We start from the raw sequence: 13462 nt of genomic DNA, 5'->3' as shown, positions 1-13462 counted from the left end.
GGAGCAGGGACCGCCCGCCAGGCGGTCCCGCGCGTTCCGTCAGGTCTTCTGACCGACCAGGCTGTCCACCGCCGGCACGCGAGTGTCGCTCTCCATCTGCGCATCGTGCTCGAGTTGGTGACTGAAGCGCTCCAGGGACGCATTGGCCGGCTGCGAGTCGCTGGCGAACACGGGCGGGCTCAACAGGTAAGCCGACAACAGCTGGCTCAACGCGGCCAGGCTGTCGATGTGCGTGCGCTCATAGCCATGGGTGGCATCGCAGCCGAAGGCGACCAGCGCCGTGCGGATGTCGTGGCCTGCGGTCACCGCAGAGTGGGCATCGCTGAAGTAGTAGCGGAACAGGTCGCGGCGTACCGGCAATTCCTGTTCGCCTGCAAGTTTGAGCAAGTGCCGGGACAAGTGGTAGTCGTACGGCCCGGACGAATCCTGCATGGCCACGCTGACGGCGTGCTCACTGGAGGCCTGGCCGGGGGCGACCGGGGCGATATCGATCCCGACGAACTCGCTGACATCCCAGGGCAGGGCGCCGGCGGCACCCGAGCCGGTTTCTTCGGTGATGGTGAACAGCGGGTGGCAATCGATCAGCGGCTGACGGCCGCTTTCCACCACGGCTTTCAAGGCCGCCAGCAAGGCGGCGACCCCGGCCTTGTCATCCAGATGACGGGCGCTGATGTGACCGCTGTCGGTGAACTCGGGCAGCGGATCGAAAGCCACGAAGTCGCCAATCCCCACGCCCAACGCCTCGCAATCGGCACGGGTGGCGCAGTAAGCGTCCAGGCGCACTTCCACATGGTCCCAACTGATGGGCATCTGGTCGATGGCGGTATTGAAGGCATGCCCACTGGCCATCAGCGGCAGTACGCTGCCACGAAATACGCCCGTATCGGTGAACACGCTGACGCGGCTGCCTTCGGCGAAGCGGCTGGACCAGCAGCCCACCGGCGCCAGGGCCAGGCGACCGTTGTCCTGCACCTGGCGCACGCTGGCGCCAATGGTGTCCAAGTGCGCGGAGACGGCGCGGTCCGGGGAGCTTTGACGCCCTTTGAGGGTGGCGCGAATAGTGCCGCGTCGAGTCAGCTCGTAGGGAATGCCCAGCTCGTCCAGGCGCTCGGCCACGTAGCGCACGATGGTGTCGGTGAAGCCTGTAGGGCTGGGGATGGCGAGCATCTCCAGCAAGACACGCTTGAGGTACTCGAGATCGGGTTCGGGATGTCGTTCGGACATGTCCAGGCCTCCGGTCGGTTGAAAAATCGTTGGATGATCCGGTCGTAACAGTCGAGCGGGAGCGGCGCTGGCGCCGGGCTCCCGTCGAAGCGGAGCATGGGTGTATCAGGCCAGCGGCCTGCTATGGGGGAACAACAAGTCGATGAAGCGCTCTGCCGTGGGTTGTGGCTCGTGATTGGCCAGGCCTGCGCGCTCGTTGGCTTCGATGATGACGTAGTCGGGTTCGCTGGCATCCTTGACCATGAAATCAAGGCCCACCACGGGTATCTCCAGTGCCCGCGCTGCACGAATGGCCGCATCGGCGAGTGTAGGGTGAAGGCGTGCCGTGACATCCTCGAGCGTGCCGCCGGTGTGCAGGTTGGCGGTGCGCCGCACGGCCAGCTGGCGACCTGCGGGCAACACATCCTCGAACCCAAAGCCGGCCGCGGCCAGCGTGCGCTCGGTTTCATCGTCCACCGGGATCTTGCTTTCGCCCCCGGTGGCCGCTTGGCGGCGCCGGCTTTGTGCGTCGATCAGTTCGCGGATGCTGTGCGTACCATCGCCCATCACCTGCGCCGGGTGGCGAATCGCGGCCGCGACCACTTCATAGCCGATGACCACGATGCGCAAGTCATGCCCGGCATGGAAGCTTTCCAACAGCACGCGGCTGTCGAACTGACGAGCGTGTTCGACTGCACGCGTGACGTCTTCGAGGGTAGTGAGGTTGACCGCTACGCCCTGGCCCTGTTCGCCATCCACGGGTTTGACCACGACCGCGCCGTGGTCCTCGAGGAACGCCAGGTTGTCATCGGCGTTACCGGCCAATTGCTGCGCCGGCACAAGCAGACCTGCGGTGTGCAGGGCGTGCTGGGTCAGGCGCTTGTCCTGGCACAAGGTCATGGTCACGGCGCTGGTCAGGTCGCTGAGCGACTCCCGGCAGCGTACACGGCGACCGCCCAGGCTCAGGGTGAAGAGCCCGGCAGCCGCGTCGCACACTTGCACCTCGATACCCCGGCGCAGGGCCTCATCGACGATGATCCGCGCATAGGGGTTGAGGTCAGCCTGCGGCCCAGGGCCCAGGAACAGGCGTTCGTTGATGACGTTCTTGCGCTTGACGGCGAACGTGGGCAGGTTGCGAAAGCCCAGTTTTTCGTACAGGCGCTTGGCCTGGCGGTTGTCATGCAACACCGACAGGTCCAGATAGGCAAGGCCGCGGCTCATGAAGTGCTCGATCAGATGACGCACCAGTACTTCACCCACCCCGGGGCGGGTGCAGTGCGGATCGACGGCCAGGCACCACAGGCTGCTACCGTGTTCCGGGTCGTCGAAGGCCTTGGCGTGGTTCAAGCCCATGACACTGCCGATGATCGCGCCACTGTCTTCGTCCTCGGCCAGCCAGTACACCGGCCCACCCAGGTGGCGCGGGGTGAGCAGCTCCGGGTCGACGGGCAGCATGCCGCGTGCCTGGTAGAGCGTGTTGATGGCTTGCCAGTCACTGGGGTTTTGCGCACGGCGCACGCGAAACCCGCGAAATACCCGTTGCGCCGGGCGATAGTCGGTGAACCACAGGCGCAGGGTGTCCGAGGGGTCCAGGAACAGTTGCTGCGGCGCGTGTGCCAGCACCTGCTGGGGCGCTGCCACGTACAGGGCGATGTCGCGTTCGCCGCGGCATTCGCCCAACAGGTCTTCGGCTAGCTTGGCCGGGTCGGCATAGGTATGCCCGATCAGTAGTCGTCCCCAGCCACAGTGCAGGGCACGTGGCTGATCGTGAGGCTCGCTGCCATCGCCCGCAAGGCGTGCCTGCAGGCGCTCGTAAGAGGGCGCCTGGCCGCGCAGCAGGCGCTGGCCATAGGCCGTTTCGTGGGCTTTCATGGGTTCAGAGTCCTTGTTCGGTCAGCCACAGGTTCAGCGCCGCCAACTGCCACAGTTTGGAACCGCGCAGGGGGGTGAGCTGGCCGTGCGGGTTGCTTAGCAGACGGTCGATCATGGCCGGATTGAACAGGCCGCGGTCCTGGCTGGGGTCGGTCAGCAGGTCGCGGACCCAACCCAGGGTGGCGCCTTCGAGGTGCTTGAGGCCAGGCACCGGGAAGTAACCCTTCTTGCGGTCGATGACCTCGTGCGGAATCACTCGGCGCGCCGCCTCCTTGAGCACCTGCTTGCCGCCGTCGGGCAGCTTGAAGCGTGCCGGAATGCGGGCCGACAGTTCTGCCAGGCGGTAGTCCAGGAACGGCGTACGGGCTTCCAGCCCCCAGGCCATGGTCATGTTGTCCACGCGCTTGACCGGGTCGTCCACCAGCATCACCGTGCTGTCCAGGCGCAGGGCCTTGTCCACGGCGGCGTCGGCGCCAGGGCGGGCGAAGTGTTCACGGACGAAGTCGCCGGCGGCATCGTTCTCCAGCTGCCAGGCCGGCTGCACGGTGTCACGGTATTCGGCATGGCTGCGGTCGAAGAACGCTTCGCGGTACGCCGCGAATGCATCGTTGGCGCCATCGACCTGCGGGTACCAGTGGTAGCCGGCAAACAGCTCGTCGGCTCCCTGGCCGCTCTGCACGCCCTTGCAGTGCTTGGCCACTTCCCGCGACAGCAGGTAGAAGGCGATGCAGTCGTGGCTGACCATCGGCTCGCTCATGGCGCGGAACGCCGCGGGCAGCTGGTCGATGATCTCGTGCTCGGCAATGCGCAGTTGGTGGTGGCGGGTACCGTAGTGCTTGGCGATCAGGTCCGAGTACTGGAATTCGTCTCCGCGCTCGCCGCCTGCATCCTCGAAACCGATGGAGAAGGTCGACAGGTCATCCACACCCACTTCGCGCAGCAGGCCGACCAGCAGGCTGGAATCGACACCGCCGGAGAGCAGCACGCCCACGTCGACGGCGGCGCGCTGGCGGATGGCAACCGCATCGCGGGTTGCGTCCAGTACGCGTGTGGTCCAATCCTCGAGGGTCAGGTCACGCTCATCCGGGTTGGGGCCGTACTGGAGTTGCCACCAGGTGCTGCGCTCGACTTCGCCGTGGCGGTCGATGCGCATCCAGGTCCCGGGTTCGAGCTTCTGCACGTTGGCCAACAGCGTGCGCGGTGCCGGGACCACGGCATGGAAATTCAGGTAATGGTTCAGCGCCACCGGGTCGAGCATCGGGTCGATGTCGCCCCCTTTGAGCAGCGCCGGCAAGGTGGAGGCAAAGCGCAGGCGCTCGCCGTTGCGCGAGAGGTACAGGGGCTTTACGCCCAGGCGGTCGCGGGCCAGGAACAGGCGCTGACTGTCGCGCTCCCAGATAGCCAGGGCGAACATGCCGTTGAGCTTGGGCAGCAACGCCTCGCCCCAGGCGTGGTACCCCTTGAGCAGCACTTCCGTGTCACCGTCGGACCAGAAGGTATAGCCCAGGTCCAGCAGTTCCTGGCGCAGTTCAGGGAAGTTGTAGATGGCGCCGTTGAAGGCCAGTGACAGGCCTAACGTGCTGTCCTGCATGGGCTGGGCGGAGCCGTCGGACAGGTCCATGATTTTCAGGCGACGGTGGCCGAGGGCGATCGGCCCCTGGCTGTGAAAGCCCCACGCATCCGGGCCACGTGGCGCCAGGTGATGAGTGATTCGCTCAACGGCAGCCAGGTCGGCTGGGCGAGGGGCTTGACCGAGGGGGGTGAAACGCAATTCTCCAGCTAGTCCGCACATGTAACGTAAACCCTTTGAGTTTCGGCACTCATGGCGTCACTGGCTTTTCACTCGTACCCCATTTGTACCGCCTCCAAACGCCAGGGCTGATCAAGCCCCGCCCAATCGTGAGGGGGGTGATCCACCTGGCGCATGCAGAGCAGCACCTGCACGCTGTGCCCGAGTTGCGCGGCGATGAATGCCGGGTTCATGCCGGCCACCAGGCACATGGTCGCGTACGTGTGGCGCGTGTCGTACAGCCTGCGGTGCCTGATACCAAGCGTACGCAAAGCTGCCAGCCAGTAACGTTGTTGACTCGCTTCGGGGCGTATGAACAGCGCCGAACGGTCGTCTGTCCCACTGGGCGCGAACACGTCATCTGAACGCGCCTCGGTGAGCGGTCTGGGTTTTTCGAGGGCGTGCAAGGCCCGATCGTTCAATAAAACTTTACGTGGGCGCCTGGTTTTGGTGCGAATTTCGGTGATTCCTCGTGGCTGAAGTCCGCCTCTGTGGGTCGACGTCCAGCATCGATCCATCGCGTTCAAACCCAGTGCTACGCCTACCTGAGCGCGCCTTCGCACGCTCGGATGAAGCCCGCCAGGCGGGAGGCGTTAGTCTTCGCAATGCCGTTCGTCGACGCTTGGCGGCGGCTAATCCTCCACACGGGATGTTGACCCAGGACGATTTTGGTGGTCATCTGCGCGCCTGTTTCAGGTGCCCCCTGCCGCCGTGCATGGGGTGAAACGGGAAGCCGGTTCGTCGCCCCAGGGTGATCAGTCCGGCGCTGCCCCCGCAACGGTATGCGAGCGATGCTTTCGACAGACCACTGTGCCACAGGCATGGGAAGGTGACGGCATCATGACCCTCGCGAGCCCGGAGACCGGCCTGAAGCCTTGTTTGGCAAACCCGCGGTGGGCGGGCGCAGGCCGGTTTCCGTGGGCGCGTGCGCCTGCGCGTTCCCCATGCGTTGTTCCCTCCGGGATTCTTTCATTCCTGCTGCAAAAGGAAAGATATGTCCCGCTTTAGTGTTTTTCATACCCCTCAAGGGGCGTTGCTGGGTGCGAGCCTGGTGCCCTGTGTGTGCATGGCCGTACCGATTCAGGCAGCCGAAGACGGCCTTGCACTGGCATTGCCCGCCACGGCCATCACCGGCACTGCCGAGCAGAACCCTCCCATGGACTTGCACACCCCTGGCACCAGCGGTTCGCGCCTGCACCTCACGCCCTTGGAAACGCCAGCCAGCGTCACCAGCATCAGCGCCGAGCACATCAGTGGACGCAACAACGCCACGGTGCAGGAAGCAGTGACCCGCACCCCCGGCATCACCTTCATCGGCACGCCTGGCAACGGTGGCACTGCGCTTTCGGCCCGTGGCTTCACCGGGCACAGTTCGACCATGCAGCTGTATGACGGCACCCGCCTGTACGTGGGTGCTGGCACCGTCACGTTTCCCGTGGACACCTGGGCCGTGGACCGCATCGACGTACTGCGCGGCCCGGCTTCGGTGTTGTACGGGGAGGGCGCCACCGGTGCGGTGATCAACGTGGTGCCCAAGAAGCCCTTCGACGGCGAGGTTCGCAACCTTGTCCGCCTGGGCTACGGTTCCCATGATCGCCGGCAGTTGGCGTTGGACAGCGGCGGTTCGCTGACCGATACCCTGAGCTATCGCTTGAACCTCAACAAACTGGACAGCAATGGCTGGGTCGACCGTGGTGAGTCAGCCAGCGTTGCTGTCAGCGGTTCATTGCGCTGGCAGCCGAACGACGATTTCAGCATCACCCTCAGCCATGACTACGGTGACCAGGACCCGCAGCAGTATTTCGGTACGCCGCTGGTCAATGGGCATTACCGTGAGTCGCTGCGTGACCACAACTACAACGTGGCCAATGCCGAGGTGCATTACAACGATCAGTCCACTCGCCTGGTCACGGACTGGGTGATCACCGACAACCTCACCGCCAGCAATCAGCTGTATTTCCTCAAGGCCCAGCGCCGGTGGCGAAATGCCGAAAGCTACACCTGGCTGCCTGGCGACCAAGTGCAGCGCAGCAGTTTCATCAGTATCAAGCAGACCCAGGAGCAGATCGGGGATCGCCAGTCGTTCACCCTGCAGCACGCGCTGTTCGGCCTGGACAGCCAGACCGTTGTTGGCGCCGACTACAATGCGATCCGCTTCGTGCGCAAACATGATTTTGGCAATACCTTTACCGACACCGTGCCACTGTCGGGCTCGGGCGGCGGAGACTACATCAGCACCGACCCCTATCGCTCGCGCGAAGCCAACCAGGCACGGCAATTCTCGCTGTTCGCCGAAAACCGCACGCAACTCACCGAGCGCCTGTCGCTGATCACCGGTGTGCGGCGTGATCAGGTGCATCTGAACCGTGACGATCTGGACACCGATACCCGCTCGGACCGCAGCCTGAGTGGCGACAACTGGCGGGCGGGCCTGGTGTTCGCGCTGACCGAGGACCTCTCGGTCTATGGTCAGTACGCCACCAGCACCGAGGGCGTGAGCAACCTGCTGACGCTCAGTACAGCGCAACAAAGCTGGGACCTGAGTACCGCCAAACAGACCGAAGTCGGTGTCAAACAGATGCTCCCCGATGGCCGTGGCGAGTGGACGCTTGCGGCCTACCACATCGTCAAGAAAAAGCTCTTGAGCACCGACCCGCTCAACCCTGTCCTTCAGCAACAGGTCGGCCAGCAATCCTCGGACGGCATCGAGGCCACCTTGGCGTTGCGCCTGCCCTACGATGTGCAGCTTTCGGCCAACGCCGCCTGGGTGCGCGCGGAGTACGACGAGTTTGCCAGTGGCACCAGCAACTACAGCGGCAATCGGCCGGTCAATGTGCCCCGGCGATCGGCCAACCTGTGGTTGAGCAAGGACTTTGGTCGGTTGCTCAGTGCCGGGGCGGGTGCGCGGTATGTCGACAGCCGCTATGGGGACAATGCCAACACCGTGCAGGTGCCGAGCTACACCGTGGTCGACGCCAACGTTGACTGGCACGTGCAGCCGGACCTGACCTTGGGCTTGCAGCTCAACAACCTGTTCGATCGCCAGTACGCGACCACCACCGGCAACAATGGGCGCCAGTGGTACCTGGGCGAGCCAAGGTCATTTTTCGTCACGGCGGATTACCGCTTCTGACCTGTTGCACCGGCCTTCGGGCCGGTGCTTGCTGGAGTGAATCCGATGACTCGACTGAGTATCGAGGGCCTGCACTGGGCAGTGCCCGAGGCGGGGCGCAGGGTGCGCCAGATCCTGCAAGGCGTGGACCTGCATGTGGACGACGGTGAGTGCGTAGGGCTTATCGGCCCTAACGGCAGTGGCAAGACCAGCCTGCTACGTTGCGCCTACCGCGCCACGCCACCCACCGCAGGCAGCGTCAGCTTGAGCGGTGCCGATATCTGGCAACGCAGCCCGCGCTGGTGTGCGCAGCGTATCGCGGTGGTGCTTCAGGAGTTTCCTGGCGAGTTTGGATTGAGTGTTGCCGAAGTGGTGGCCATGGGGCGAACGCCGCACAAGGCCCTGTTTGACGGCGACTCGCCCGAGGACCGGCAAAGGGTTGCTCACACGCTCGTGCTGGTTGGGCTGGCAGGTTATGACGGGCGCACGTTCGCTTCGCTATCCGGGGGCGAGAAGCAGCGCGTGCTACTGGCCCGGGCACTGGTCCAGGCCCCTGAACTGCTGATTCTCGACGAGCCAACCAACCACCTCGACCCGCGTTACCAGCTTGGGCTTTTGCGGCATTTGCGCAGCCTGGGGCTGAGCACCCTGGCCAGCTTCCACGACCTCAACCTGGCGGCGGCATTCTGCGACCGCCTGTACGTCATCGACGCTGGCCGAATCCGTGTCAGTGGCACGCCCCAGCAGGTGCTGACCGGCGAACTGATCCAGGAGGTGTTTGGTGTCCAGGCGCTGGTCGATCTTCATCCGCTGCACCCTTACCCCCGCATTACCTGGATAACCCGACCATGAACGCTCGCTTTCTGATCGCCCTGATAACGCTCTTGTTTGCGCTGCCTGCCGTGGCCAGCGAGTACCCGCTGAACGTGCGCAGTTGTGAGCGCCTGGTGACGTTCAGCAAGGCTCCCCAGCGGGTGGTGGTGCACGATGTGAACATGACCGCCATGCTGCTGCACCTGGGGCTGCGAGACAGCATCATCGGCTACACAGGGTTCACCCGAAGTAAACACCGTGACCCATGGATTGACGCTGCGCTAGAGGGCATACCGCAGCTGGCCAGTCGGTATCCTTCCATTGAAACGCTGCTGGCAGTCGATACCGACCTGTTTTTCGCCGGCTGGAACTATGGCATGCACGTAGGAGGGCCGGTCACCCCCGCGACGCTGGCACCCTTTGGCGTCCCGGTCTACGAGTTGAGCGAGTCCTGCTCTTGGGTCATGTCTGGCCAACGTGCGAGTTTCGATGACGTTTACCGCGACTTGGACAACCTGGGGCGCGTATTCGATCACCCGCGTCAGGCCCAAGCGCTGATCCACCAGATGCGCCAGCGAATCGCCACGGTGCAAGCGCGGGTAGGGCAGGCGCAACACCGACCACGGGTCTTTTTGTACGACAGCGGCGAAGATCGTCCGATGACATCGGGGCGTCTGGGCATGCCGCAGGCACTGATCGACGCAGCCGGTGGCGTGAACGTGATGGACGAGGTGGCCGCCAGTTGGACCCAGGTCAATTGGGAAAGCGTGGTAGAGCGCGACCCTGATGTGATCCTGATCGTCGACTATGGCCCAAGGACCTGGCAGCAGAAACGTGATTTTCTGATGCAGCAGCCTGCGTTGAAAGAGGTACGGGCCATTCGCGAGCAGCGCTTCTTACCCCTGACCTACCTGCAGGTCACCCCCTCGGTGGAGAACGTCGAGGCGGTGGAGAACATTGCCCGCGCCCTGCACCCCGAGCTGTTCGCAGCGGGGGCACCGTGACCTTGGCGCGCAGCCCGGTGCGTTATGGTTGGCTGATCGTGATGCTGGTCATCCTGCTGGTGTCGTCATCGGTCGTGTCGCTGGCATTTGGCCCGGCATCGGTGCCCTTGACCCACGTCATCGGGATCGTCGCGCAGCAATTGGGCATCGACTGGGGGCCTGCGCTCAGCAAGAGCCAGGTGCACATCGTCTGGCTCATCCGTGCCCCGCGTGTGCTGTTGGGCGCACTGGTCGGGGCAGGGCTTGCCTTGGTGGGCACAGCCCTGCAGTCCGTCACCCGAAACCCCCTGGCAGATCCGCATTTGCTGGGCGTCAGCGCCGGCGCGGCGTTGGGCGCGGTGCTGGTAATGCTCTATGTCGGGGACTTCGTCGGTGTACTCAGCCTGCCGCTGGCTGCGTTCGCGGGGGCAATAGGGAGCATGCTGCTGGTGATCGGCGTGGCGCGTCGCAGTGGGCGCCTGGAAAGCGATCGCCTGCTGCTGGCGGGGGTCGCGGTGTCCTTCGTACTCATGGCCGTGGTCAACGTGCTGCTCTATACCGGTGACCAGCACGCTGCGGCGTCGGTGGTGTTCTGGATGCTGGGTGGGCTGGGGGCTGCCCGATGGGAGGTCATCTGGCTGCCGGCACTGTGCGTGCTGCTTGGGCTGTGTGCCCTACAGGTGATGGGGCGCGGCCTGAATGCACTGATGAGTGGGGAGCAGACCGCGATCAGCCTGGGCGTCTGCGGCCGGCGCCTGCGCCTTCAGGTGTTCATCTGCACGTCCTTGTTGACCGGGGTGCTGGTCTCGCTGTCGGGCGCCATTGGTTTCGTTGGCCTGATGGTGCCCCACGTAGCGCGCCTGCTGGTGGGGGCGGACAATCGGCGGCTAATGCCGGTCAGTGCGCTACTGGGTGGGGTGTTTCTGGTGTGGGTGGATGTGGCTGCCCGTACCCTGATCGCACCGCAGGACCTGCCGATCGGCATTGCGACCGCAGCACTGGGCGGGGTGTTCTTCATGCTGTTGCTCAAGCGGTGACGCCACGGCAAGCCACGCTGGAGGGCTTGCCGTGGCCTGCATCAGAAGTCCAGGGTGAGCCCTGCATACAGCGCACGGCCGTCGCCCGGGGAGTGCAGTGACGCATCTGCCCCATCCGGGTCGTACCAGACGTACTCGAAGTAGCGGTTGGTCAGGTTCTTCAACTGCAAGTCCACGCTCATGGTTTCGCTGAGCTTGTAGGTTGCACCGAGGTTCATCAGTACGTAGCCGCCATACGTACCTTGGGTGTTCTCCCGCTCCAGGTAGTAGTGGGTCTGCCCGTTCGCCCAGGCAGTCAGCTGCAGTGCGGGCGTGGCCTGGTAGCTGATGCCGGTGTTCCACAGATGGTGGGGCACGTGATCGATTTCCTGGCCTTTGCTGCCTGGTAACGCGCTGCTGGGCTCAAGGATCTTGGAGTACTGCCACGAGTACGACATCCATACCTCGGTGCGCTCGTCCGGGTGCAGGTTGACCTGCAGGTCGTAGCCCCAACGGCGTGTCTCACCGACATTGTCTGACTCCCCGCTGGGGTCGTTCAGGCGCCGGCTCACTTCGCCAGAGGCATCCTGACGCCAGTAGGCCACGCGGCCATCGACCCAGCTGGCCGGGGTGAACTTGATGCCGGTTTCCCAGCCTTCGTTGATCGAAGGGGCCAGGTCCTCGTTGCGCGGCGGCACCTTGTACGCTGCGGCGCCGGTCCCGACCTGGAAGGTGCGGCCCCAGTTGGCATAAACGCTGGCGAACTTCCATGGCGAATAGACAATGCTGAGCTTGGGCTGTTTGATCAGCCCGTAGTCGTTGATGTCGTAGCCCTGCCCGGTCATCTTGTTGGTGAAGTCACCACTGATCTTGTCCACCCGGTAGGCCGGCACGATCTTCAACGATTCGAACGGCTCGATCTGCGCCTGCACGTAGGCACCGACCGTGTTGAAGTCGAAGTCCTGGTCGCGTGTCTGCGCCTGGCGTACACGCTCCACGGTGCGGTAGCGCTCGCTGCGGTTCTGTTGCTTCTGCACATCGCTGCCACCTTCCAGCGCAAAGGCGTGCAGCCAGTCCACCTGGGGTCGCCAGGTCAGCGAGGTGATGGCGCCGTACTGGTCCTCGTAGGTGTCGCGCTCCTGCTGTGAACTCGTGCGCCAGTACTGGGTCCAGCGACGGTCGTCATAGGTATTGAGGTAGGTCTTGGCCGACCAGGACAGGGTCTCGGCCAGGTCGGCGTCCAGGTGCACACTGACCTGGTTCATCCGTCGCGTGCCTTTGTCCGTGGCGTTGTAGTCATTACTCATGCGCGGATGATGGCGGGCGTCATCCTCGGTCAGGTAGCCGGCCTCCTGAGCTTCTGACTCGTAGTGGCGGGCGATCAGGCCAAGGCGATAGCTGCCATCGTCAGGGGTATAGAACCACTTGCCGCCAAAACTGTAGCGTTCGGTGTCGGCATGATCGCGGTAACCGTCGACCTGCTGGCGGGCGAAGAAGTAGTTCTGCGTCCAGTTGCTGGTCTCGATGCCTTTGGCCAGTTGCACCTCGCGGGTGTTGAAACTGCCGTAGCGCAGGCGCGCCTTGTTGTAGTTGCCGCCAGTGCGGGTGTTGATGTTGACGTTTCCGGCGATGTTGTTCAGGCCATAGCGCGGGTCGCTGGTGCCGCGCACCACGTCGATGCTGTCGATGTCCATGGGGAACACCGCGTCGATGAAGGGCATGTTGCCGTCATTGGTGTTGCTGGGGATCCCATCGATCAGCAACTTGACCGCATTCACTTCGCCTTCGCCATTGAAGCCGCGAAACGACAGCTTGCCCGAGGTAGTGCCTTGGTTGAACTCGGTGAGCATCACCCCCGGTGCCCGGCGCAACAGCTCCCAGCTGTAGGCCACTGGCATTTTTTCGAGGATGTCACCGCCTAGAATATCCACCGAACTGAGCACGCTGCGGGTGGCCAGCGGGCCGCTTTCGGTACTGGTCACGCTGACCACACCGAGGGTCATTATCGAGTTCTCGGCAGAGCGTGTTTCGGCAACGGCCGATGACAAGGGGCTAAGGCTGTAAACAGCGAGCACGGGCAGGACGGCGCGTGCGGTATGACGAAACGCAGACATGAAGTGTTTCCTGGAGACAGTCGAGCAGCGCTGCGCGCCGCATGGTGCGGGGCAGCATTGGGTAAGCGGCGACGGGTCAGGCCAGGGGGGAGGCGCGGGGGTTGAGTTTGGGCCACTGCTCACGCGGCAACGGCAGCTTGTGGCTGTCGCCGATCAGCAGTGCGTCGGGCCAGTAGCGGGGGAACAGGTGGCGATAGTAATTGCTGGCCATCAAGGCATGCCCGGCATGGCCACAGCAGCAGTCACCGACCTGGTGTTTCATTTCCGGCTGATCGTCAAGCTGCGGCAGTTCGGCCTTGAGCTGGGCCAGCAGTGACTTGGGCAGGCTTTGCGCACCGTGCAGGCTGCAGAAGCTGCCCAGGATCAGCGATTGGCTGTCGATGCTGGGGGATTGCAAGGCGCGGTCGAGCGGCATCGCCAGCAGGTTGAACAGCACGGCAATGGCTGCAAGCAAACACACAAGTGAGCGTGCACGTACGGTCATCCGACCCCCAGGCGAACAAGGCCCGTATTAAGCCTTATTCGCGCTCGGGGATGAAAGGTCGCAGCTGCGCCCTATT

Annotated in this window: 10 protein-coding genes and 1 riboswitch; of the genes, 4 read left to right on the top strand and 6 right to left on the bottom strand. The window is 64.0% G+C overall.

The features are described 5' to 3' along the window. Positions 1-39 precede the first annotated feature (39 nt). From MOP87_RS14745 to MOP87_RS14730, 4 genes are all read right to left on the bottom strand, one after another. Positions 40-1224 (bottom strand): osmoprotectant NAGGN system M42 family peptidase, encoded by a 1185-nt coding sequence (locus MOP87_RS14745; RefSeq protein WP_023533809.1) that lies wholly within the window; start codon positions 1222-1224, stop codon positions 40-42. Positions 1225-1329: 105 nt separating this feature from the next. Then, positions 1330-3075, bottom strand: a complete 1746-nt coding sequence (gene ngg, locus MOP87_RS14740; RefSeq protein WP_027915849.1) for an N-acetylglutaminylglutamine synthetase — start codon at positions 3073-3075, stop codon at positions 1330-1332. A gap of 4 nt (positions 3076-3079) precedes the next feature. Next, entirely contained in the window at positions 3080-4867 is a 1788-nt protein-coding gene (locus MOP87_RS14735) for an N-acetylglutaminylglutamine amidotransferase (RefSeq protein ID WP_027915850.1), read from the bottom strand. 47 nt (positions 4868-4914) lie between these two features. After that, the gene (locus MOP87_RS14730) at positions 4915-5271 is read right to left on the bottom strand and encodes an integrase (RefSeq protein ID WP_230395987.1); all 357 of its coding nucleotides are present in this window, start codon (positions 5269-5271) and stop codon (positions 4915-4917) included. A 270-nt stretch (positions 5272-5541) separates the two neighbouring features. Next, a riboswitch (cobalamin riboswitch) is annotated at positions 5542-5750 on the top strand. A gap of 180 nt (positions 5751-5930) precedes the next feature. Between MOP87_RS14730 and MOP87_RS14725 the strand changes: the two genes are divergently transcribed. Genes MOP87_RS14725 through MOP87_RS14710 form a run of 4 tightly spaced genes read left to right on the top strand, consistent with a single transcriptional unit; the run spans position 5931 to position 10809 of the window. Continuing rightward, the gene (locus MOP87_RS14725; RefSeq protein WP_242810550.1) at positions 5931-7997 is read left to right on the top strand and encodes a TonB-dependent receptor; all 2067 of its coding nucleotides are present in this window, start codon (positions 5931-5933) and stop codon (positions 7995-7997) included. A gap of 45 nt (positions 7998-8042) precedes the next feature. Beyond that, entirely contained in the window at positions 8043-8828 is a 786-nt protein-coding gene (locus MOP87_RS14720) for an ABC transporter ATP-binding protein (RefSeq protein WP_027915852.1), read from the top strand. After that, on the top strand, positions 8825-9793 hold the full coding sequence (locus MOP87_RS14715; RefSeq protein WP_242809738.1) for an ABC transporter substrate-binding protein: 969 nt from the start codon (positions 8825-8827) through the stop codon (positions 9791-9793). The genes MOP87_RS14720 and MOP87_RS14715 overlap by 4 nt, the downstream gene beginning before the upstream one ends. After that, positions 9790-10809 (top strand): iron ABC transporter permease, encoded by a 1020-nt coding sequence (locus tag MOP87_RS14710; RefSeq protein ID WP_242809736.1) that lies wholly within the window; start codon positions 9790-9792, stop codon positions 10807-10809. Before MOP87_RS14715 ends, MOP87_RS14710 begins: the two co-directional genes overlap by 4 nt. Positions 10810-10850: 41 nt before the next feature. Here the strand turns inward: MOP87_RS14710 and MOP87_RS14705 are convergent, their stop codons facing one another. Continuing rightward, positions 10851-12902, bottom strand: coding sequence for a TonB-dependent receptor (locus MOP87_RS14705; protein WP_242809734.1), 2052 nt, complete (start codon positions 12900-12902; stop codon positions 10851-10853). Between the two features lie 76 nt (positions 12903-12978). Next, entirely contained in the window at positions 12979-13386 is a 408-nt protein-coding gene (locus tag MOP87_RS14700; RefSeq protein WP_023533821.1) for a DUF2946 family protein, read from the bottom strand. Positions 13387-13462: the final 76 nt, after the last annotated feature.

This window comes from Pseudomonas sp. I3-I5 (genome assembly GCF_022699445.1).
Classification (GTDB): Bacteria; Pseudomonadota; Gammaproteobacteria; order Pseudomonadales; family Pseudomonadaceae; genus Aquipseudomonas; species Aquipseudomonas fulva.
This window is presented reverse-complemented; position numbering and strand designations above follow the sequence as displayed.